The organism is Streptomyces sp. NPDC048734, from assembly GCF_043198675.1.
Taxonomy (GTDB): Bacteria; Actinomycetota; Actinomycetes; order Streptomycetales; family Streptomycetaceae; genus Streptomyces.
Genome location: NZ_JBICUZ010000002.1, coordinates 180069 through 200584, shown reverse-complemented (window position 1 = coordinate 200584; position 20516 = coordinate 180069). Strand labels below are relative to the sequence as shown.

Here is a 20516-nt window from a genome sequence, read left to right as displayed (position 1 = left end):
GGCGCGGCCGGATAGGCTCGTGACCATGAGCCAGACCCCGGACAGCGCCGTCCGCACGTACATCGAGCGCCACCGTGCGGCGTTCCTCGACGACCTCGCCGAGTGGCTGCGCATCCCGTCGGTCTCCGCCCAGCCCGACCACGCGCCCGACGTACGCCGAAGCGCCGACTGGCTCGCCGCCAAGCTCAGGGAGACCGGCTTCCCGGCCGCCGAGGTCTGGCAGACGCCCGGCGCGCCCGCCGTCTTCGCCGAGTGGCCGTCCGGAGACCCGCAGGCGCCCACCGTCCTGGTCTACGGCCACCACGACGTGCAGCCCGCCGCCCGCGAGGACGGCTGGGACAGTGACCCCTTCGAGCCGGTCGTCCGCGGAAACCGTCTCCACGCGCGCGGGGCGGCCGACGACAAGGGCCAGGTCTTCTTCCACACCCTGGGCGTGCGCGCCCACCTCGCCGCCACCGGCCGGACCGCCCCGGCCGTCAACCTCAAGCTGCTGATCGAGGGCGAGGAGGAGTCCGGCTCCCCGAACTTCCGCGCCCTGGTCGAGGAGCACGCCCAGCGGCTCGCCGCCGACGCCGTGATCGTCTCCGACACCGGCATGTGGTCCGAGGACACCCCGACGGTGTGCACGGGCATGCGCGGGCTCGCCGAGTGCGAGATCCGCCTGTCCGGACCCGACCAGGACATCCACTCCGGCTCCTTCGGCGGCGCCGTGCCCAACCCGGCCACCGCCGCCGCCCGCCTCGTCGCCGCCCTGCACGACGAGCACGCACGCGTGACCGTTCCCGGCTTCTACGACGGCGTCGTCGAACTCACCGACCGCGAACGCGAGCTCTTCGCCGAGCTGCCCTTCGACGAGGAGCGCTGGCTGCGCACCGCCAAGTCGCACGCCACCCACGGCGAGGCCGGGCACACCACCCTGGAACGCATCTGGGCCCGCCCCACCGCCGAGGTCAACGGCATCGGCGGCGGATACCAGGGCCCCGGAAGCAAGACGATCGTCCCGTCCTCCGCCTTCGTGAAGCTGTCCTTCCGGCTGGTCGCGGGACAGGACCCCGCCCATGTGGAGAAGGCGGTCCGCGCCTGGGCCGACGAGCAGGTGCCCGCCGGCATCCGTCACGAGATCACGTTCCGCCCCGCCACGCGCCCGTGCCTGACCCCACTGGACCACCCGGCCCTGCAGTCCGTCGTGCGCGCCATGGGCCGCGCCTTCGAAGGACCCGTCCGCTTCACCCGCGAGGGAGGCTCGGGCCCCGCCGCCGACCTCCAGGAGGTACTCGGCGCCCCGGTGCTCTTCCTGGGCGTCTCCGTCCCCTCCGACGGCTGGCACGCCCCCAACGAGAAGGTGGAGCTGGACCTTCTCCTGAAGGGCGTCGAGACCACCGCCTACCTCTGGGGCGACCTCGCCGACACCTGGCGCCGTGCGCCCTGACGACCCCGCCCGGTCCGGAGCGACACCGCGCCCGGGGCACACTGGAGAAGCCGCCCCGCACGGCGACACCGCACCCGGCCCGGTCGCCCCCCTGCCGCACGACCCGCTGAACCGCCCGCCGAAACAACCGTTCCACCGGGGGAGTTGGAAGCACCTGTGACCACCTGGACCGACCAGAACGCCGACCGACCCATCTCGCTCACCGCCCCGAGCGGTATCGACCGCGCCGCCCACCACCGGCTCGACGAGGCCTGGCTCGCGGCGGCGTGGAGTCACCCCACGACACGCTGCTTCGTCGTCTCCGGCGGCCAGGTCCTCATCGACGAGACGTCCGAGGGCCGGACCGAACTCGTCATGACACCCTCCTTCGAGGCCCCGCTCACCGAGGCCCACCGCTACTTCCTGGGCACCGACGCAGACGGCGTCAGCTACTTCGCCCTGCAGAAGGACGCGCTGCCCGGCCGCATCGACCAGTCCGCCCGCCCCGCGGGCCTGCGCGAGGCCGGACTGCTGCTGTCGCCGCGCGACGCGGGCCTCATGGTGCACGCGGTCGGCCTGGAGAACTGGCAGCGCACCCACCGCTTCTGCTCCCGCTGCGGCGAGCGCACGGTCATCGCCGCCGCCGGCCACATCCGCCGCTGCCCCGCCTGCGGCGCCGAGCACTACCCGCGTACCGACCCGGCGGTGATCATGGCGGTCACGGACGAGGAGGACCGCATCCTGCTCGGCCGCCAGGTCCACTGGCCGGAAGGCCGCTTCTCGACGCTGGCCGGTTTCGTCGAGCCCGGCGAGTCCATCGAGCAGACGGTGCGCCGGGAGGTCTTCGAGGAGGCCGGCGTCGTCGTCGGACAGGTCGAGTACGTCGCCAGCCAGCCGTGGCCGTTCCCGTCCAGCCTCATGCTCGGTTTCATGGCCCGCGCCACCTCCACCGACATCGACGTCGACGGGGACGAGATCCACGAGGCCCGCTGGTTCTCCCGCGACGAACTCGGTGCGGCCTTCGAATCCGGCGAGGTCCTGCCCCCCTACGGCATCTCCATCGCGGCCCGCCTGATCGAACTCTGGTACGGCAAGCCGCTGCCGACCCGCAGCGTCATGTGAGACCGGACGCAAGAAGGGCGGCCCCTGACACCCAGGGACCGCCCTCTTCGCTTTTCGCCGTACTGCCGAGGCGTCCGGCGAGCTACGCGCGGACCTTCTGCTTGACCTGTGCCAGCGAGGGGTTCGTCGGCGTCGAACCGTCGGCGAACAGAACCGTCAGCACGGTCTGTGGACTTCCCTCGTGCCTTGTGGCGGCCGGGGAGGGCTGCCCATGTCTTGGGGAGGGGCAAGGGTGAACGACAAGCCCAGGGCTCTTGGTGTGGTCCGTCTGTCTGTGGGCAACGAGAACCAGACCGGCGAGGAAACGCAGCGGACCCGCATCAGCAAGCGGGCCGACGCCGAGGAAATGGAGCTGGTCGACTTCGCCGTCGACATCGGCGTGTCGGCGTCCATCTCGCCGTGGGTACGACCGTCCCTGGGGGACCGGCTCAACAACAAGAAGGACCGGAGCCTTCCCGCCGTAGCCGAGTTCCCTGGCGATGGCCCCGTTCGACGGGCACACGTTCTCGCCGGTCTCGTAGTCCGCGTACAAAGCCGTCGCGACGCCGACCAACTTCTCTGCGGGCTTCATGTCCGAGCGCACCAGCGCGCGGCGCCATACATGACACGTTCCTGTATCTCCGGCCTCCCTTCCCCGCGGTCCCACGGGACCTCGGAATCTACAGGTCGCCACAGACAAAAGCGCAGGTCATCGTATGTGAGGTGCTTCTCGAACGGGCCCGAAACCGTGGCAGGATTTAAGCCGGTAAGACCTGGCGGTCCCTCTTGCCGGGCTCAAGGGGGCATACCCCACCCTTCTGCCGTCGCGCTCTCGTTCGCCGACGATCCATGCTCTAGCCGTGGCGCGGCGTGACCAGGATCGGGCGTCTCGAAAACCAAGGTTTGTGAGACGAGACAGCAGGCACCCCGGAAGGGGGGCGCAGCACTGTTCAAAACCCGTCTCGAAACTCCCGTCCCGGACTTGACGTATTGAGACGAGTTTTGAGACAGCCCCGGACGTGACGACGAACACGATCACTGGCCAGCTCATCGGTTACGCCCGCGTCTCCACCGATGACCAGGAAGCGCAGTTGCAGCGCGACGCACTGACGACCGCAGGGTGCGCCCGCATCTTCGAGGACAAGGCCAGCGGGAAGAACACCAACAGGCCAGAGCTCACGGCCGCACTGGACTACGCCAGACCTGGCCACACCCTGTGCGTGTGGAAGCTCGACCGCTTCGCCCGGTCGCTCATCGACCTTGTGACCATGGTCGACACCCTTCGAGAGCGGGGTATCGGGTTCAAGGTACTCACGGGTGCGCTGGCCAACATCGACCCTGGTACCGCAGACGGCCGTCTCATGCTTCAGGTGGTCGGCGCCATGGCGGAGTTCGAGCGCAGCCTCATCAAGGAGCGCACCCCCGCAGGACTGGACGCAGCCAAGGCGCAGGGGCGTACCGGCGGACGGCCGACTGTGGTGGATGAGGACGTGCTCACCGTGGCCCGTGCCAGGAAGGCGAAGGGCGAGAGCGTCAGCGCGATCGCCAAGGCGCTCGGGATCTCCCGTCCCAACTCTGGTACCGCCACCTCGGCGAGAGCGCCTGAGGCAGGCGTACACAGTGCGTCCCGAACCAGGAAAGGCAGCGATGGCCCGCCGCCGGTGCCTGCTGCTCGCGCTCTCTGAGGCTTTCGCGACCGCAGTTCAGCTCCGGAGCGCGGTGGTCGCGAGCCGTGTCAGACCTGCGTGCAACACTGCGGTCCATGTCTCTCGCTGATCTCACTCTCGGCCAGTGGCGGTCCTTCGAACTGCCTACGGCACGCCGCGTCGCCGAGGAGGCCGCTGGCCTGGTGGACGGTCGGGTGACCCTCATCGAGACCACGGAGCACCTCGGTGCCCCGCTGCATCGCGTCCGGATCGAGCGGAACGAGCAGGAATTCGCTCTGATACCCGGAGGGCCGGTGTCCCTCGGCTTCGACCTGGACCGTTGGCAACCGACCCCACAGCAGACTGCCGACTACGCCGAGAGCCTGGACCAGGGCTTCGGCTACGCACCCGACCTGCGGGCCCACCTCGCGCAGGTGCTCAGCCCCCGCCGGAGCGTTGTCTTGGCCACTGTGCTCATGGCTGTGGAGGACGAGAGCCTGACCGGGTTGCCTGCTGACATGCCGGCTGTTCTCGCGGCTCGCGGCCTGCGGATGCCGAGCTCCGACGAGTGGGAGCACGCTTGTGGAGCTGGGGCAGAGACCCTGTTTCGGTGGGGGAACGACTGCCCCCTCGACCGCATCCCATACGGGGACCGCACCGGCCCGCAGAACCAGTTGAACGCCTTCGGCCTGCACATCGCCTACGACACCTACCGTACGGAGTTGACGAGCGACATCGCGGCGGTCCACGGCGGAGACGGTGGCGAGTCGGTGTGCGGCGGCTACGGTCACCTGCTCGCATGGCTGCCCCTGGCCACCTCCAACCGTAATCCGTCCATGGCCGAATTTGTGTACGGCCCGGACGGTGAAGACCTTTGCGAGGACTTCTCCACCCGGCCCGTACTCACGCTCTGAACCGGTGGCCCGGCTGTCATGCGCCGAGAGCTTCTGCCTGCGATGGCCGCCAAGCCGAGCGTTCGGTCCCGCTGCGTTCCTGCGAGGCGTGCAGAGTCTGGTGCCGGGGTCTCCAGGACACACAAAACCCCCGATCAGCGTCAGGCCGGTCGGGGGTTGCGTCTCGCGGGAGTCAGGCGCCGAGCGCCTGCTTCACCTGGGCGAGGCTCGGGTTCGTCATCACGACCTCAGTACCGCCACCGGAGGGAACCACCTGAACGGTGGGCACCGTCTGGTTTCCGCCGTTCGCCTTCTCCACGAACGCCGCGGACTCCGGGTCCTGCTCGATGTTGATCTCGGTGTACGCGATGCCCTCGCGGTCCAGCTGCTTCTTCAGCCGCTGGCAGTAACCGCACCACGTGGTGCTGTACATCGTCACAGTGCCCAGCATGTCTCTCGTGCTCCTTCGGCAGGTCCGGGGTAACAGGTGGTCGCAGGGGAAGAACGTACGCGCACGGCACACCATTCCCGTGCCTGCGGACGGTGGAGGGTGACCCTCGCCGCATTAGTACGACTGCCGGTGCCCACCTGTGGACAACCGGCTCAGGCGCCTCCGGCGACCTGGCAGCATGGCTGTGTGACAGCAGCAACGCACTCCACCCTTTTCCCGCAGGTACCGGACTCGGCCGACGCGGTGCTCGAAGGGCTCGACCCCGAGCAGCGCGAGGTGGCCACCGCCCTGCACGGGCCGGTGTGCGTGCTGGCCGGAGCCGGTACCGGCAAGACGCGGGCGATCACCCACCGCATCGCCTACGGCGTGCGCGCCGGCATCCTGCATCCCTCCAGCGTCCTCGCCGTCACGTTCACCAACCGCGCCGCCGGAGAGATGCGCGGGCGGCTGCGCCAGCTCGGCGCCCAGGGTGTCCAGGCCCGCACCTTCCACTCCGCGGCCCTGCGTCAGCTGCAGTATTTCTGGCCGAAAGCGATCGGTGGCTCCTTGCCCCGCCTCGTCGACCGCAAGGTCCAGCTCGTCGCCGACGCGGCAGCCGCCTGCCGTATCCGCCTGGACCGGGGTGAGCTGCGGGACACCACCGCGGAGATCGAGTGGTGCAAGGTCACCCAGACCGTCCCCGCCGACTATCCGGCGGCCGCCGCCAAGGCCGGCCGCGAGACGCCCCGCGCGCCCGCCGAGACCGCCCAGCTGTACGCGGCCTACGAGGACCTCAAGCGCGAGCGCGGCGTCATCGACTTCGAGGACGTGCTCCTGCTGACCGTCGCCGTCCTCCAGGACCGACAGGACATCGCCGAGCAGGTCCGCGCCCAGTACCAGCACTTCGTGGTCGACGAGTACCAGGACGTCAGCCCCCTCCAGCAGCGTCTGCTGGAGCTGTGGCTCGGCGACCGGGACTCCCTGTGCGTGGTCGGCGACGCCAGCCAGACGATCTACTCCTTCACCGGTGCCACCCCGGACCACCTCCTCGACTTCCGTACCCGCCACCCCGGGGCCACCGTCGTCAAACTGGTCCGCGACTACCGCTCCACGCCCCAGGTCGTCCACCTCGCCAACGGTCTGCTGGCCCAGGCCCGCGGCCGGGCCGCCGACCATCGCCTGGAACTGATCTCCCAGCGCGCACCGGGACCCGAACCCGTCTACGCCGAGTACACCGACGAGCCCGCCGAGGCCGAGGGCGCGGCCCGCCGCATCCGTGAGCTGCTCGCCGCCGGCGTCCAGCCCGCCGAGATCGCCGTCCTGTTCCGCACCAACGCCCAGTCCGAGACCTACGAGCAGGCCCTCGCCGACGCCGGCGTCCCCTACCAGTTGCGCGGCGCCGAGCGGTTCTTCGACCGTCCCGAGGTGCGCAAGGCGATCAACGCGCTGCGCGCCGCCGCCCGCTTCGGCGGCAACGACGCCCTCCTCGAGGACGTCGTCGACCTGCCCTCCCAGGTGCGCGCGGTCCTGTCCGGCGAGAACTGGACGCCCCAGCCACCGGCCGGTTCCGGTGCCGTCCGGGAGCGCTGGGAGTCGCTGGCAGCCCTGGTGCACCTGGCGCAGGATTTCACCGCCGCCCGAGCGGACGCGACCCTCGCCGACCTGATCGCCGAACTCGACGAGCGCGCGGGTGCCCAGCACGCCCCGACGGTTCAGGGCGTCACCCTCGCCTCCCTGCACTCGGCGAAGGGCCTGGAGTGGGACGTCGTCTTCCTGGTCGGCGTCGCCGAGGGCATGATGCCGATCACCTACGCGCGCACCGACGAGCAGATCGAGGAGGAGCGTCGCCTGCTCTACGTCGGCGTCACCCGGGCCCGTGAGCGCCTCCATGTCTCCTGGGCGCTCTGCCGTTCGCCGGGCGGCCGCCCGAGCCGCCGGCCCAGCCGGTTCCTCGACGGGCTGCGCCCCGGCTCGGGCAGCGCGTCCGGGCGCGGCGCCGGGGCCGGCGCCGGGGGCGTCGAGCGCGGTTTCGGGAGTGCGACCAGGGGTGTGGCGGTCGGGCCGCGCCGGACCCAGCGCACCCCGGCCCGTTGCCGGATGTGCGGGCGCACCCTGACCGACGGCGGCGAGATGAAGCTGATGCGCTGCGAGGACTGCCCCTCCGACATGGACGAGGGGCTCTACGAGCGGCTGCGGTCCTGGCGCGCGGTCCAGGCCCGGCGGTCCGGGCAGCCCGCGTTCTGCGTCTTCACGGACAAGACGCTGATCGCGATCGCCGAGACCGCCCCCGAGGAACCGGGCGAACTCGCGCGGATCCCGGGTGTCGGCACCCGCAAGCTCAACCGCTACGGAACCGATGTCCTGGCCATCTGCGCAGGCCAGGATCTGGCGGCGGAGGACGGCGACGGCTGATCCGAACTCGTCGGAAAAATAGTTTGCGCATGCCCCAGGAGTCCCCATAGGTTCTTAGGCACGAGAACAGAGGCCTTCTCCGAGGCCCTGGTTCCGTGCTGTACTTGCATATCCGTCGGACCGGTTCGTCCTGGTCCCCCGAGACGCCGAGAGGAGGCGATTCCAGTGATCATCATCAACACCAACTCCGTCAGCACCGCCAAACTGACCGATCGCTCGAACGTCTCCACGTGCATTCTCGCCGCCTCGAACCTGGGCACCGGTCTGTCCGGCATTCGTGCCGACCGGTCGGCGTCCTCCTCCGTTGCCCCCGCGGGTCTTGTTGCCCGTGACCGCAGCGAGCGACCGACCAAGGCACTGGAAGCGGCAGTAAAGGCACAGGCGAAGGCCTATGCCTTTACGGCGACCGGTGCCGGAGCTCGGAAGCAGACGACGCAGCACCACCTGATGTGGGCCTTCCGTGGGCCAGAACCCTGGAGTGATCCAGCCTGATCGTCGATCAGGTCGGCGCCTTCAGGGCCGCGGAACCCCACCCGGGATCCGCGGCCCTTCTGTTTGTCCCCGACCGGGGACGGCAGAGCGAAGGGGCCTCGGGACAAGAAAAGAACCCGGTACCAAGCCGCCCCCGGCCCAACAGGGCCGGAACGACCAGACGAGGAAGACGACCCGTGCAACTCGAAGCGCACGCCCCGTCCGTACCGCCTTCCGAAACGATCCCCCCGCCCGGCCTCACGGAGGACTCCACCTTGACCCCGCTCACGGCGCTCACCGCGCTCGACGACGCCATCGAGAACCTCGGCGTACCCGTCCCGTGCCGCTCCTACGACCCGGAGGTCTTCTTCGCCGAGTCGCCCGCGGACGTGGAGTACGCCAAGTCCCTCTGCCGCACCTGCCCGCTGGTCGAGGCCTGCCTCGCCGGCGCCAAGGAGCGGCGCGAGCCCTGGGGCGTCTGGGGTGGCGAGCTGTTCGTCCAGGGTGTCGTCGTCGCCCGGAAGCGGCCGCGTGGCCGTCCGCGCAAGAACCCGGTCACGGCATGAACACCATCGCAGGAACGATCGACCGTCCCGTCACGCACGACCCCAAGAAGCAGGCCCCGATGAAGCCGTCCACCAGCGAGCCCGCAGGCTCCGCGACCCAAGACGTCACCACCACCGACGCGAACGACTCGCGTCAGAACAGGACCCGCGAGATGCAACTCATCCCAGAAGCCCTGGCTCGTGCGCATATGCACGACCGGCTGCACGCGGCCGAGCAGGAACGCCGGGCCATGCGCCTGGTGACCGCTCGCCGGATGCAGCGCCGAGCCGAGCGCGCCTCGCTGCGTGCTCGCCGGGCGCTCGCCATGGCCGTGATGCAGTGACCCTTCTCACCTGAAGCGGTGGCCTTCCGACAGGGAGGCAAAGCTCTCCACGCGGGGGCCGGTCCGTCCGAACGGACCGGCCCCCGTGGCGCGTTGTGCCACGGATGCCGGCGACGCGGCCGAGGGCGGCCGGCTCGGCCGCACGATCCGCCGTGCCCGGCGGCCGCTCACGCCTCGGCGACCGAATCCTCCGCCTCCAGGCCCTCGTCCGCGACGAATCCCGGAAGCCACTCCTCCAGTTCCTCCCGCAGTCGCACCGTCGCACCGAGCTGGCACAGCACGCCGATCGTGCTGAGCGTCACCCGGTGGATCAACAGGTAGGCCGGAGGGAGGTTGAGCTGCCTGCCCAGCTGATAGGCGGGGGAGCGCGGGTCGGCGATCCGGGCCGCCTGGCTGCGCATCCAGTCGCGCGTGAACGTGAACTCGTCGACCACCGCCGGTTCGATGATCGGCAGGAGGTAGTCGAGGACAGCGTCGGGCTCCAGCGCGATGGACTCCTTGACGAAGCCCTCCTCGCGCAGCAACTCGTAGACCGCTCCCGCCTCGCCGTCGAGGGTCATGCGCAGGGAGGTGCCGATCGGCTCGGGCAGACCGCCCGGGAGCCGGTCGACGGTGCCGAAGTCCAGGACGCCCAGGCGCCAGTCGTCCTCGCCCTCCGGACCACCGGGCACGAGACGGAAGTTGCCGGGGTGCGGGTCGGCGTGCAACAGGCCGGTGCGGGCAGGCCCGGAGAAGAGGAAACGCGACAGCAGCTGGCCGGCGCGGTTGCGCTGCTCGGGGGTGCCGGCGGAGATCACCTCGGACAGGGGGACGCCGTCGATCCATTCCGTGACCAGGATCTGGTCGCACTGGTGGACCACCGCCGGGACCACGACATCGGGATCGTCGACGAACTCCTCCGCATGGGCCTGCTGGGCCTGCGCCTCCAGCCCGTAGTCCAGTTCCTCCGAGACGCGGTCCCGCAGTTCGGTGATCAGCGGTTTGATGTCCATGCCGGGGATGAGGGGCCCCAGCAGTTTGGCGAAACGACTCAGTTGATTCAGGTCCGAGAGCAGGGCCTCGCCCGCGCCGGGGTACTGGACCTTGACCGCCACCTCCCGCCCGTCGTGCCACACCGCACGGTGCACCTGGCCGATCGAGGCGGCCGCGGCGGGCTTGTCGTCGAACGTGAGGAACAGTTCGGACCAGTCCTTGCCGAGCCGCTCCGCGAGCACGGAGTGCACCGTGCGGGTCGGCATGGGCGGCGCCGCCTCCTGGAGCTTGGTGAGGGCCGCGCGGTAGGGACCGGCGACCTCCTCGGGCAGGGCGGACTCGAAGACGGACAGGGCCTGCCCGAACTTCATCGCACCGCCCTTCAACTCGCCCAGGACCTTGAACAACTGCTCCGCGGTGCGCTGTTGCAGCTCACGACCGACGATCTCCGCGGACTCGCCCACGATCCTTTTGCCCAGGCCCCAGGTGGCCCGGCCCGCGATGCCGAGCGGGAGCGCGGCGAGCTTGGCGGTCCGGGTGACCGCCTTCCGGGGAAGATCAGACATGCGCCCTCCAGGTCCCAGAAAGCCGCGCCGCGTCTGCCGTACGGCGTAACTCCTTCGAATGCCGTTGCTCCGCCATTGTCGCGCGCGACTCCGTGTCCTCGGAGAAGGTGTGTTCCTCATTACCTTTCTCCGCCGCCCCGCACGGGCATGCGGGGTGCGCCCACACCGGACGCGCGTGCCACTGGAGGGCGGGCACGGACACCTCCCAGCGTGCGCCAGCGCTGGACGGGAGCATGCCGTCGAGAAAGGCCAGCGCATGTGCCGCCGCCAGCCCCGCGACCGTGGTGGCCAGCGTCAGGTCGCAGGCGCGGACGGCGCGCCGCGTCCCGGAGTGCCACTGCGCGACCAGCCGGGGCCAGGCCGGGTCCCGGTCGGTGCGCGCCTGGTGAAGGCACCCCGCGCAGGCAGTCTCACCGGGCAGGACGAGCGGGCCCACCACTCCGGTGGCCTCCACCACTCCGGCGTGGAGATGCGGTGTGCCCGAGGCGATCAAGGGCTCCGTCTCGGACGGGGCCGGAGCGTGCACGGACACGTCGTCCCTCGGGGTGAGGACCACCAAGGAGAAACCGGGCACGTCCGTCCCGGCCGGTGAGCGGGTGCTCCTGCGGGGTGGCCGGTCCGGTGCGGCCCGGCGCACCGCACGACGGGCGGACTCGTCCCGGCGCTCACCGACCGCCTCGGCGGGCAGCCCGCCCGGGGCGACGTCCTCCGGCTCCACCACGCCGCCGTCGCGCACGTCCACCTCACCGACCCCGGCGCCCGAGAGCAGCGAGGCGACCACGGCGCCCACCCGGCCCGCGCCCCGTACCTGCACGCGTAGCCGACGCCTGGCGGTCAGGTGCTCGATGGCCTCGCCCGGTTCCGAGGTGGTCAGCGACAGCGACGCCAGGTCCGGGCGCAGCCGGTCCATGACGTCCTTCTTCTCCCGCAGGGCGGCTCCCTCCGCCCCACCCCCGCGCGCGTCGTCGAGCAGACCGGCCCGCGCCAGCCGCCGCACCAACTGATCCACGTGTCCGTCCGGCAGGTCCATCCGGCGCCCCTCCTCACGCAGGAGAGGAAGCCCGCGGGTGCCGTCCAGCAGGTCCAGGAAGCTGCCCGTCGCCGTGTCCACCGGGCCGAGCGTCAGCGCGTGCGCCGGGGCCAGCCCGAACTGCACGGTGTTCAGGTCACGCCAGCCGCGCCGCAGCGCGGGTTTCACCATCGGATGCATCGAAGGCCCCCGTCAGACTGGAATCTCCCCGTACGCCGGCGGAGCGGAACCATGGGGCGACCTGGATCCGCCGACGACTGCCAGCATGCCCGGCGGCACCGGAGGGCGCCGAAAGTTGTCCACAGGGAACGGGATTCGTCGTACAAATCCGTCGTACGAGGCAAAAGCGAGGCGCGGGATCGAAACCGAACCGTCCCGGAGCCGGGACTTCCCCCGTGCGCAGCGGGTAACGTCAGGGCGTGCCCGCCGACCCACCGCACCGCGCCGGAACGCCACAGCGCAGCACGACGAGCCAGCCGCCGAGCGGCTCATGGGCGAGCGCGATCGAGGTGCGCAGGAGCGCCCGTCGACGCCGGACGGTCTCCGCCTACCGTGAGGGCGATCGCACCATCGTGCTCATCCCTGCCCGGATGTCCGAGGCCGAGGAGCAACGCTGGGTGAGCGTCATGCTCGACAAGCTCGCCGCCCAGGAGAGCCGCCGGCGCGCCCCGGGCGACGCCGAACTGGCCGAACGCGCCGAGCGGCTGTCGGTTCAGTACTTCGCGGGCCGGGCCCGGCCCACCACGGTGCGCTGGGTCACCAACCAGAACACCCGTTGGGGCTCGTGCACCCCCGCCGAGGGCAGCATCCGCCTGTCGCACCGCCTCAAGGGCATGCCGGAGTACGTCGTCGACTACGTGCTCCTCCACGAGCTGGCGCATCTGCTGGTGCCCGGCCACGGCCCCGACTTCTGGCGGCTGCTGGAGGCGTACCCGCGCACCGAGCGGGCCCGCGGCTACCTGGAAGGTGTGGTCGCGGCCGGGCGGCTGCCCCACCCGCCCGGAACCGGCGGGGAGTGAGCCTTCGCACACGGGAGGCCCGGGGGTCTCCCGCACGGTTTGTGTACCGGGTCTGTACCGACATCGTCCGATGTCCGGGTTTGCAGTTAGCCTGACGCGACGCACTCGCAATCGGGATGGGGGACGGTCGTTACGCATGTCCAGGGAATTCCAACGCGGCCACAAGGCCAGGATCAGTGACCTCACCGCGGGCACGGATCTGTACGTAGGCGTGCAGATCTCCGGTCCCGGCCTGACCTTCGACATAAGCTGCTTCGGCCTCGACGCCGACGAGCGGCTCTCGGACGACCGGTACTTCGTCTTCTTCAACCAGCCGAAGTCCCCCGAGGAGTCCGTCCAGCTCCTGGGCGCCCAGGCGGGCGACACGGAGTCCTTCCGCGTCACTCTGGACCGGATCCCCCCGCAGATCCGGAAGCTGTCCTTCACCGCGACCCTCGACGGCGCCGGCCAGATGTCGCAGATCGCCCCCGGCTACCTGCGGATCGTCGCGGGCGGCCAGGAGGTGGCCCGCTACTCCTTCGACGGCTCGGAGTTCTCCACCGAGCGCGCCGTGATGCTGGGCGACTTCTACCTCAAGGACGTGTGGCGTTTCGCGGCCGTCGGGCAGGGCTTCGACGGCGGTCTGGACGCGCTGCTGAAGAACTTCGGCGGTGAGGTCGCCGAGGAAGAGGCGCCCGCCGCCGCGCCTCAGCCGCAGTCCGGTGCCGCTCCCGGCTTCGCCCCGCCCGCCCAGGCGTCCGCGCCGCCCGCGTTCGGCGCCCCGTCCGCGCCCGCTCCGGCCCCCGCCGCCCAGCAGCCGCAGCCCGCAGCACAGGGCTTCGCCCCGCCGGCCGGCCCGCCTCCGGCCGCGCCCCAGCCGCCGGTGCACGCCGCACCGACGGTCATCGCGCCCATGACCCCGCCCGGCGGAGTACAGGTCCCGCCGCCGGCCCCGGCCCCCGCGCCGTACGGCCCACCCGGCCAGCAGCCGCCGTACGGCCAGCCCGGCGCGCCGACCGCCCCGCCGCCGCCCGGTTACGGCCGGTCCCAGGCGCCGCAGGCCCCCACACCCGCGCCGGGCTACGGGCAGCCGACCCCGCCGCCCGGCTACGGACAGCAGCCGGCGTTCGGCCAGGTGCCGGCCCAGCAGACCTACGGCGTGCCGCAGGGCGCGCCCCAGGGCGGCGCCGGTGTGGCCGCGGCTCTCCAGCAGTTCAAGGAGACGCCTACCGGGCAGCGCTGGACACCGCAGAACCGGAAGCTGCTCCGCGTGGACCTCGGCGTCGGCGGCCAGCCCGTGCTCGCCCGGCAGGGCAGCATGGTGCTCTACCAGGGCAAGGTCGACTTCAGCTACAAGGGCGCCGGTTTCGCCGGCCGGATCGTCGGCAACGCGACCGGCCAGGAGATGCAGCTGATGCGCTGCACCGGCCAGGGGCAGGTGTTCTTCGCCGAGGACTCCACGATGCTGCACCCCATCGAACTCCAGGGGGACGGCATCTGCGTCTCCGCGGAGAACGTCCTCGCCTTCGACGAGAGCCTCCAGTACGAGGTGCGCCGCATCGAGGGGCACGGCATTCCCGGCGGCGCCCTCTTCACCATGCAGTTCACGGGCACCGGCACCGTCGTCGTGAAGACGCACGGCACGCCCGTCGTCCTGCCGGTCACGCCGACGACCTTCGCCGACTGCAACGCCGTCGTCGCCTGGTCGGCCGCGGCCCAGGTCGTCGTCTCGAGCCAGGTGCGCATGCGCCGCAACGCCTATCCGGGCGACACGGGAGAGAGCGTGAACCTCCAGTTCCGGGCCGCTCCCGGCAACTTCATCGTCGTCCAGCCGTACGAGGTCTGAGGGAGCCCGTCATGAACCAGCCGCTCGCGGGCTACGCCCCCGCACCCGTCACCGCCCGCATGGAGAACCACGGCAACCACATGCTGAAGGTGGCCCTCCAGACCGGGAACGACCTCCTCGCGCGCGTGGGCTCGATGGTCGCCTACGAGGGCTTCATCCAGTACGAGCCCAACCCGCCGGCCGTGCGCCAGATCGCGCGCGACTGGATGACCGGCGAGGGCGCGCCCCTGATGAAGTGCTCCGGCGACGGCCTGCTCTACCTCGCCGACTACGGCGCGAACGTCGTCGTGATCAACCTCAACGGCGACGGCATCTCCGTCAACGCCACCAACCTGCTCGCCTTCGACGCACACCTCACCTGGGGAGTCGAGCGGGTCAAGGGGATGGCGAAGTTCGCCGGGCAGGGCCTGTGGAACACCAAGATCTCCGGGCAGGGATGGGTCGCGCTGACCTCCCGGGGCAAGCCGATCGTCGTCGACTGCGGCGGTGGCGAGAACGAGACCTACGTCGATCCGGACGCGCTCGTCGCCTGGTCCCCGAACCTCAAGGTCAAGGGCAAGCGCAGTTTCAAGGCGCAGTCGCTGATCGGCCGGGGCAGCGGCGAGGCCTACCAGATGGCCTTCTCCGGAGAGGGCATCGTCGTCGTCCAGCCCAGCGAGGACAGCACCGACCGCCTTCGGGTCCGGGGCTGAGGGGGAGCCAGAGTCACCATGCAGAGCCCGCTTTTCGCCTACAACGACCAGCAGACCCAGGAACGCTGGAGCCTGCAGAACAAGCAGATGCTCCGCGTCGCACTGGAGGGCCAGGACGACGTCCTCGCCCGCAAGGGCACGATGGTCGCCTACCAGGGTCTCGTCGAGTTCGACGCCGAGTTCCAGAGCAACAGCCGGTCACGTGCGCGTGCGCGGACCGGTGAGGGCCTGGACCTGATGCGCTGCCACGGGCAGGGCATCGTCTACCTCGCCAACCTCGCCCAGCACGTCCACGTCGTGGAGGTCGACCACGAGGGACTGACCGTCGACAGCAGCTACGTCCTCGCCATGGACTCCGCGCTGCACCACGAGGTCATCGCCGTCGACAGCCTCTACGGCATCTCCGGCTCCGGGAAGTACCAGCTCAACATCACCGGCCGTGGCCGGGTCGCCCTGATGACCTCGGGCGCGCCTCTGATGCTGCAGGTCACGCCCGACAAGTACGTCAACTGCGACGCCGACGCCATCGTCGCCTGGTCCACCGGGCTGCGGGTGCAGATGCAGGCGCAGACGCACTCCTCCGGGGTGTGGCGGCGTCGCGGCAGCACCGGTGAGGGCTGGGAGCTGAGCTTCATGGGAACCGGCTTCGCGCTCGTCCAGCCGAGTGAACTGCTGCCGCCCCAGAACACCCAGATCGGCTCTGGTCTCGCCGCGCAGTACGGCATGGGCCAGCAGGGAGCGCGGACGCAGAACCAGGGCAACGCCTGGAGCTGACCGTCCGGAAAGCAGACGTAAGGGGCGACCACCCGGTCGGTCGCCCCTTACCCGTTCCGCCTCACAGGCGCGCCCGTGCCGCCTCCAGCAGGCGGACGACCGACTCGTCCGCCACCTCCGCGACCGCGTCGTAGGGGAACCAGCGCAGGTCGAGGGACTCGTCACTGATGGCCTGGGTGGCGCCGGGCGGGGCCAGGGCCGCGTACTGGACGTCGAAGTGCCAGTGGCACGGGGCCGGGATCGGATGGCGGTCCAGCCGGACCGGACCGCCCGGCAGCAGTGTCAGACCCGGGATGCCGGACTCCTCGGTGGCCTCCCGCAGGGCGGCCGCCGTCAGGGAGGCGTCCTGCGGCTCGCAGTGGCCGCCCATCTGGAGCCACATCCGCAACTTCCTGTGCAGGGTCAGCAGCACCTGCCCCCGCTCGGGGGCTATCACCAGGGCGCTGGCCGTCAGATGCCCGGCCTCGCAGGCCTTCCACATCGCGTCCGGGTGCGCCGTCAGGTGGTCGAGGTACTCCTGGCGCAGCTCTTCCTGGTCCCCGTACGCCTTCAGTACGAGAACCGCGTCGTCGTGCAGGCTCACTCGGTGCTGTCGCCCTTGCCGTCGTCGGTGTCGTCGTCCTTCTTCAGGTACGGCTTCTCTCCGGAACCGGAACCGGAACCCGCGCCCGAGCCGGAACCCGTGCCGCCGCTCGCCGCCTCGCCGAGCATCTTGTCCCACTCGGAGAAGTCCATCTGCTCGCGGTGCACGAAGCCGTCCGGGTCGTCCAGGTCGGCGGCCGTCGGCAGCATGTCCGGGTGCGCCCACAGCGCGTCACGGCCGTCCACACCGCGCGCGTCCGTCAGCGAGGCCCACAGCCGGGACGCGTCCCGCAGGCGCCGCGGGCGCAGCTCCAGTCCGATCAGCGTCGCGAAGGTCTGCTCCGCCGGACCGCCCGTGGCGCGACGGCGGCGCAGGGTCTCGCGCAGCGCGTCCGCGGACGACAGGCGTGGCTTGGCGGCCGCGTGCACCACCGCGTCGACCCAGCCCTCCACCAGCGCCAGAGCCGTCTCCAGACGGGCCAGGGCGGCCTTCTGCTCCGGGGTGTCCTCCGGCTGGAACATGCCCTGCTGAAGGGCGTCCTGCAACTGCTCGGGATTCTGCGGATCGAACTGCCCGACCACGTCCTCCAGCTTCGCCGTGTCCACCTTGATCCCGCGCGCGTAGCCGTCGACCGCGCCGAACAGGTGCGAGCGCAGCCACGGCACGTGCGCGAACAGGCGCTGGTGGGCGGCCTCGCGCAGGGCCAGGTAGAGCCGCACCTCCTCCTTCGGGACGCCCAGGTCCTTGCCGAACGACTCGATGTTCAGCGGCAGCAGCGCGGCCTTGCCGGCCGGGCCGAGCGGCAGGCCGATGTCGGTCGAACCGACGACCTCGCCCGCGAGCACGCCCACGGCCTGCCCGATCTGCGAGCCGAACATGGCGCCGCCCATCGAGCGCATCATGCCGATCAGCGGGCCCGCCATGGCCTGCATCTCCTCCGGCAGGACATCGCCCATGGCCGCGCCGACCCGCTCGGCGACCGGGTCGACCAGCTCCTTCCACGCGGGCAGGGTCGCCTCGACCCACTCGGCGCGCGACCACGCCACGGCGGTGCCGGCACCGGACGGCAGTGAGGTCGCGTCGTCCAGCCACAGGTCGGCCAGGCGGACGGCTTCCTGCACGGCGGTCCGCTCGGCGGGGCCGACGCTCGCGTCCTTGACGCCCTCGGAGGTGCCCTGGGAGACCGTCTGGCGGGCGATCTGCTTGGCCATGTCCCAGTTCACCGGGCCGCCCTCGTAGGAGAGCATCTGGCCCAGCTGCTGGAACGCCGCGCCCAGGTCGGTGGGGTTCAGCGAGCCGAACATGGCGGCGAGGGGATTGTCCGCGCCCGGGCCGCCGAAGCCACCGGCGCCGGGCAGCCCGCCGAAGCCGAACGGGTTGGCCGGTCCCTGACCACCGCCGCCCTGCGGGTCCTTCTTCTTGCCCTCGTCGCCGTCGTCCGGCTCCTCCGGCGGAAGGCCGAATCCGAATGGGGTGTCACTCACGGGGTTCCTCGGCTGGTAAGGCCACCGGCTCTGGTCCGGCGGCGCGGCTGCCCTGCAACACCCCCCAGCGTAGACACCCGGGCTCGATCGGGCCTCGGTGCTTCGCCGACTCGCGGCCTGCGGCAGGATGGATGCCACCTGGTACGAACGCGTCACTCGCGCCCGTATGGAAAACAACCGCTGGAGACACCTGGTGAGTTCCCCAGATCCGCAGGTTCGCGCAGCGCGAAACCCGTCGACCCCGGGCGGGCCGCGCGGCCCCGTCGTCGCCGTGACCGGTGCCGCGACCGGGGTGGGCGCGCTACTGACCGAGCGGCTCGCCGCGTCCGACGAGATCAAGCAGGTCATCGCCATCGACGAGCGGCGGGGGGAGTGCGACGCGGCGCAGTGGCACATCCTCGACGTCCGCGACCCGGCGATCGCCGAGAAGCTGCGCGGCGCGGACGTCGTCGTCCATCTGGCGCTCGATCTCGACCTGGGGAGCGAAGCCGCCGCCCGAACGGCCTACAACGTGCGCGGGACCCAGACGGTGCTGACCGCTGCCGCGGCCGCCGGGGTGCACCGTGTGGTCCTGTGCACCTCCGCGATGGTCTACGGTGCGCTGCCGGACAACGAGCTGCCGCTGTCGGAGGACGCGGAGCTGAAGGCCACGGCGGAGGCGACCGGCGTCGGGGACCTCCTGGAGATCGAGCGGCTCGCCCGCCGCGCCCCGCGCGCCCATCCGGGTCTCAACGTCACCGTGGTCCGGCCGGCGGTGTTGGTGGGCGGCACGGACACCGCGCTGACCAGGTACTTCGAGTCGCCACGGCTGCTGGTCGTCGCCGGATCGCGGCCGGTCTGGCAGTTCTGCCACGTCGAGGACCTGTGCGGGGCGCTGGAGTACGCCGTCCTGGAGAAGGTCGACGGGGAACTCGCCGTCGGCTGTGACGGGTGGCTGGAGCAGGAGGAGGTCGAGGAGCTGAGCGGGATCCGGCGGATGGAGCTGCCGTCGGCGGTGGCGCTCGGCGCGGCGGCCCGGCTGCACCGGATCGGGCTCACGCCGTCCCCGGCGGGGGACCTGGCGTACACGATGTACCCGTGGGTGGTGAGCGGGAGCCGGCTGCATGACGCCGGGTGGCGGCCCCGTTGGACCAACGAGGAGGTACTGGCGGAGCTGCTGGAGGAGGTCTCCGGGCGGCACACCGTGGCCGGGCGGCGACTGGGCCGCAAGGACGCGACGGCCGCGGGGGCCGCGGGGGCGACCGTGGCTCTGCTCGGTGCCGCCGCCGTGGTGCGCCGAGCGCGCAAGGCGCGGCGGCGGTAGCGGTGGTCGGGGCGGCCGGCCCCTCCGGGGGCACCCTCGGAGGAGGCTCCAAGGCCTACGCGCGCGTGCCAGGTCGTTCCGCTGTTCCCGCTTGTCCGCGGGGTGCGGCACGATGGAGTCATGGCACCCAGCAACGATCACCCCGGTGAGCAGGCCGCGCAGGATCCCGTCAAGCTGATCGCGATCCGGGACGGCGCGCTGTCCCTGGACGAGGTCTTCCGGGCCGTCGGGGAGGACGCGGCCGGTGGGACGGCACTGTTCGTGGGAACCGTGCGCAACCACGACGGTGGCGCCGACGTGGACAGCCTCGGGTACTCCAGTCATCCCAGCGCCGAGGCGGAGATGCGGCGGATCGCGGAGAAGGTCGTCGCCGAGTACCCGGTGCGGGCGCTCGCCGCCGTGCACCGGGTGGGGGACCTCAGGGTCGGCGATCTCGCGGTCGTCGTCGCCGTGTCCTGTCCGCACCGCGGCGAGGCCTTCGAGGCCTGCCGCAAGCTGATCGACGACCTCAAGCACGAGGTGCCCATCTGGAAGCACCAGAGGTTCTCCGACGGCACCGACGAATGGGTCGGCGCGTAGCGCCGTCCTTGAGGGGTGGTGGTCGGGTGGCGGGAGGGCGGGTCGGTGCGTAGCGCCGTCCTTGAGGGGTGGTGGTCGGGTGGCGGGAGGGCGGGTCGGTGTGTAGTGCCGTCCTTGAGGGATCGGAGCCTGCTGAAGCGGCCACCCGTCCGGTTGCGTAACCCCACCCCTGCCGTGAGCGTTGTCAGTGCGGAAGGTTAATCTGCTGATCAGTCAGCTGCGGTCGCACGTGGGGTTGGGAGGTCGGCATGGGGGCTCTCGCCTGGTTGCTGATTCCGCTGGTCGCCGCGATCGGTGCGGGGCTGTGGGGCAGTTGGGCCAACCGCACTCGCAGGGCCCGCGGCGACGGCCCCGAGCTGGACGGTTACGCCCGCTTCCGCGCGGCCATGGAGAGGTCCCACTCGGGCACCTGAGGTCCGTTACCCGGGCGGTGGCCCTG

20 protein-coding genes and 1 pseudogene are annotated in these 20516 nt (G+C 71.2%); 15 read left to right on the top strand and 6 right to left on the bottom strand.

Annotation, left to right across the window (positions count from 1 at the left end; all coding sequences use genetic code 11):
* The first annotated feature begins 25 nt into the window (after positions 1-25).
* Both ACGFQC_RS06140 and nudC read left to right on the top strand, forming a co-directional pair.
* Positions 26-1429 (top strand): dipeptidase, encoded by a 1404-nt coding sequence (locus ACGFQC_RS06140; RefSeq protein ID WP_363092845.1) that lies wholly within the window; start codon positions 26-28, stop codon positions 1427-1429.
* Positions 1430-1585: 156 nt separating this feature from the next.
* On the top strand, positions 1586-2530 hold the full coding sequence (nudC, locus tag ACGFQC_RS06135; protein WP_363092846.1) for an NAD(+) diphosphatase: 945 nt from the start codon (positions 1586-1588) through the stop codon (positions 2528-2530).
* Positions 2531-2612: 82 nt separating this feature from the next.
* On the opposite strand, the pseudogene ACGFQC_RS06130 reads toward nudC, so the two are convergent.
* Positions 2613-2708: pseudogene (locus tag ACGFQC_RS06130) on the bottom strand (NrdH-redoxin); the annotation flags it as partial.
* 820 nt (positions 2709-3528) lie between these two features.
* Between ACGFQC_RS06130 and ACGFQC_RS06125 the strand changes: the two are divergent.
* Positions 3529-4194, top strand: coding sequence for a recombinase family protein (locus ACGFQC_RS06125; RefSeq protein ID WP_363092847.1), 666 nt, complete (start codon positions 3529-3531; stop codon positions 4192-4194).
* A 77-nt stretch (positions 4195-4271) separates the two neighbouring features.
* Complete coding sequence (locus ACGFQC_RS06120) at positions 4272-5069, top strand: hypothetical protein (protein WP_363092848.1); 798 nt, start codon at positions 4272-4274, stop codon at positions 5067-5069.
* 172 nt (positions 5070-5241) lie between these two features.
* Here ACGFQC_RS06120 and ACGFQC_RS06115 read toward each other — a convergent pair whose 3' ends face one another.
* Positions 5242-5499, bottom strand: coding sequence for a mycoredoxin (locus ACGFQC_RS06115; protein WP_363092849.1), 258 nt, complete (start codon positions 5497-5499; stop codon positions 5242-5244).
* Between the two features lie 186 nt (positions 5500-5685).
* Here ACGFQC_RS06115 and ACGFQC_RS06110 point away from each other — a divergent pair, with 186 nt between their 5' ends.
* The 4 genes from ACGFQC_RS06110 (at position 5686) to ACGFQC_RS06095 (ending at position 9250) form a co-directional block, all read left to right on the top strand.
* Positions 5686-7890 (top strand): ATP-dependent DNA helicase UvrD2, encoded by a 2205-nt coding sequence (locus tag ACGFQC_RS06110; protein ID WP_363092850.1) that lies wholly within the window; start codon positions 5686-5688, stop codon positions 7888-7890.
* A 165-nt stretch (positions 7891-8055) separates the two neighbouring features.
* Positions 8056-8382 (top strand): hypothetical protein, encoded by a 327-nt coding sequence (locus ACGFQC_RS06105; RefSeq protein WP_363092851.1) that lies wholly within the window; start codon positions 8056-8058, stop codon positions 8380-8382.
* Between the two features lie 176 nt (positions 8383-8558).
* Positions 8559-8927, top strand: a complete 369-nt coding sequence (locus ACGFQC_RS06100; protein WP_030038270.1) for a WhiB family transcriptional regulator — start codon at positions 8559-8561, stop codon at positions 8925-8927.
* Positions 8924-9250: a hypothetical protein gene (locus ACGFQC_RS06095; RefSeq protein ID WP_363092852.1), complete on the top strand. Its 327-nt coding sequence runs from the start codon at positions 8924-8926 to the stop codon at positions 9248-9250. Before ACGFQC_RS06100 ends, ACGFQC_RS06095 begins: the two co-directional genes overlap by 4 nt.
* Before the next feature lie 167 nt (positions 9251-9417).
* Here the strand turns inward: ACGFQC_RS06095 and ACGFQC_RS06090 are convergent, their stop codons facing one another.
* Positions 9418-10788 (bottom strand): AarF/ABC1/UbiB kinase family protein, encoded by a 1371-nt coding sequence (locus tag ACGFQC_RS06090; protein WP_363092853.1) that lies wholly within the window; start codon positions 10786-10788, stop codon positions 9418-9420.
* Positions 10781-11998, bottom strand: a complete 1218-nt coding sequence (locus tag ACGFQC_RS06085) for a TOMM precursor leader peptide-binding protein (RefSeq protein WP_363092854.1) — start codon at positions 11996-11998, stop codon at positions 10781-10783. Before ACGFQC_RS06085 ends, ACGFQC_RS06090 begins: the two co-directional genes overlap by 8 nt.
* Before the next feature lie 239 nt (positions 11999-12237).
* Here ACGFQC_RS06085 and ACGFQC_RS06080 point away from each other — a divergent pair, with 239 nt between their 5' ends.
* The 4 genes from ACGFQC_RS06080 (at position 12238) to ACGFQC_RS06065 (ending at position 16128) form a co-directional block, all read left to right on the top strand.
* Positions 12238-12837, top strand: a complete 600-nt coding sequence (locus ACGFQC_RS06080) for a M48 family metallopeptidase (protein WP_363092855.1) — start codon at positions 12238-12240, stop codon at positions 12835-12837.
* Positions 12838-12973: 136 nt separating this feature from the next.
* Positions 12974-14662: a TerD family protein gene (locus ACGFQC_RS06075; protein ID WP_363092856.1), complete on the top strand. Its 1689-nt coding sequence runs from the start codon at positions 12974-12976 to the stop codon at positions 14660-14662.
* Positions 14663-14673: 11 nt separating this feature from the next.
* On the top strand, positions 14674-15354 hold the full coding sequence (locus ACGFQC_RS06070) for an AIM24 family protein (protein WP_363092857.1): 681 nt from the start codon (positions 14674-14676) through the stop codon (positions 15352-15354).
* Between the two features lie 18 nt (positions 15355-15372).
* Positions 15373-16128 (top strand): AIM24 family protein, encoded by a 756-nt coding sequence (locus ACGFQC_RS06065; protein WP_363092858.1) that lies wholly within the window; start codon positions 15373-15375, stop codon positions 16126-16128.
* A 61-nt stretch (positions 16129-16189) separates the two neighbouring features.
* Here the strand turns inward: ACGFQC_RS06065 and ACGFQC_RS06060 are convergent, their stop codons facing one another.
* Together ACGFQC_RS06060 and ACGFQC_RS06055 are read right to left on the bottom strand one after the other, a co-directional pair.
* Positions 16190-16711: an NUDIX hydrolase gene (locus ACGFQC_RS06060; RefSeq protein ID WP_363092859.1), complete on the bottom strand. Its 522-nt coding sequence runs from the start codon at positions 16709-16711 to the stop codon at positions 16190-16192.
* Entirely contained in the window at positions 16708-18195 is a 1488-nt protein-coding gene (locus ACGFQC_RS06055) for a zinc-dependent metalloprotease (RefSeq protein WP_363092860.1), read from the bottom strand. Before ACGFQC_RS06055 ends, ACGFQC_RS06060 begins: the two co-directional genes overlap by 4 nt.
* 193 nt (positions 18196-18388) lie before the next feature.
* On the opposite strand from ACGFQC_RS06055, the gene ACGFQC_RS06050 reads away from it, so the two are divergent.
* The 3 genes from ACGFQC_RS06050 (at position 18389) to ACGFQC_RS06040 (ending at position 20490) form a co-directional block, all read left to right on the top strand.
* Entirely contained in the window at positions 18389-19498 is a 1110-nt protein-coding gene (locus ACGFQC_RS06050) for an SDR family oxidoreductase (protein ID WP_363092861.1), read from the top strand.
* Positions 19499-19618: 120 nt separating this feature from the next.
* Positions 19619-20077 (top strand): molybdenum cofactor biosynthesis protein MoaE, encoded by a 459-nt coding sequence (locus tag ACGFQC_RS06045; RefSeq protein ID WP_363092862.1) that lies wholly within the window; start codon positions 19619-19621, stop codon positions 20075-20077.
* A gap of 248 nt (positions 20078-20325) precedes the next feature.
* On the top strand, positions 20326-20490 hold the full coding sequence (locus ACGFQC_RS06040; RefSeq protein WP_363092863.1) for a hypothetical protein: 165 nt from the start codon (positions 20326-20328) through the stop codon (positions 20488-20490).
* The last annotated feature ends 26 nt before the right edge of the window (positions 20491-20516 follow it).

What these genes read in the sequence shown, in the direction of transcription:
- ACGFQC_RS06065 (WP_363092858.1), top strand. Translation starts at nt 15,373, where the DNA reads ATGCAGAGCCCGCTTTTCGCCTACAACGACCAGCAGACCCAGGAACGC.
- ACGFQC_RS06115 (WP_363092849.1), bottom strand. Translation starts at nt 5,499, where the DNA reads ATGCTGGGCACTGTGACGATGTACAGCACCACGTGGTGCGGTTACTGC.
- ACGFQC_RS06045 (WP_363092862.1), top strand. Translation starts at nt 19,619, where the DNA reads ATGGCACCCAGCAACGATCACCCCGGTGAGCAGGCCGCGCAGGATCCC.
- ACGFQC_RS06095 (WP_363092852.1), top strand. Translation starts at nt 8,924, where the DNA reads ATGAACACCATCGCAGGAACGATCGACCGTCCCGTCACGCACGACCCC.
- ACGFQC_RS06070 (WP_363092857.1), top strand. Translation starts at nt 14,674, where the DNA reads ATGAACCAGCCGCTCGCGGGCTACGCCCCCGCACCCGTCACCGCCCGC.
- ACGFQC_RS06085 (WP_363092854.1), bottom strand. Translation starts at nt 11,998, where the DNA reads ATGCATCCGATGGTGAAACCCGCGCTGCGGCGCGGCTGGCGTGACCTG.
- ACGFQC_RS06075 (WP_363092856.1), top strand. Translation starts at nt 12,974, where the DNA reads ATGTCCAGGGAATTCCAACGCGGCCACAAGGCCAGGATCAGTGACCTC.
- ACGFQC_RS06040 (WP_363092863.1), top strand. Translation starts at nt 20,326, where the DNA reads ATGGGGGCTCTCGCCTGGTTGCTGATTCCGCTGGTCGCCGCGATCGGT.
- ACGFQC_RS06090 (WP_363092853.1), bottom strand. Translation starts at nt 10,788, where the DNA reads ATGTCTGATCTTCCCCGGAAGGCGGTCACCCGGACCGCCAAGCTCGCC.
- ACGFQC_RS06140 (WP_363092845.1), top strand. Translation starts at nt 26, where the DNA reads ATGAGCCAGACCCCGGACAGCGCCGTCCGCACGTACATCGAGCGCCAC.
- ACGFQC_RS06120 (WP_363092848.1), top strand. Translation starts at nt 4,272, where the DNA reads ATGTCTCTCGCTGATCTCACTCTCGGCCAGTGGCGGTCCTTCGAACTG.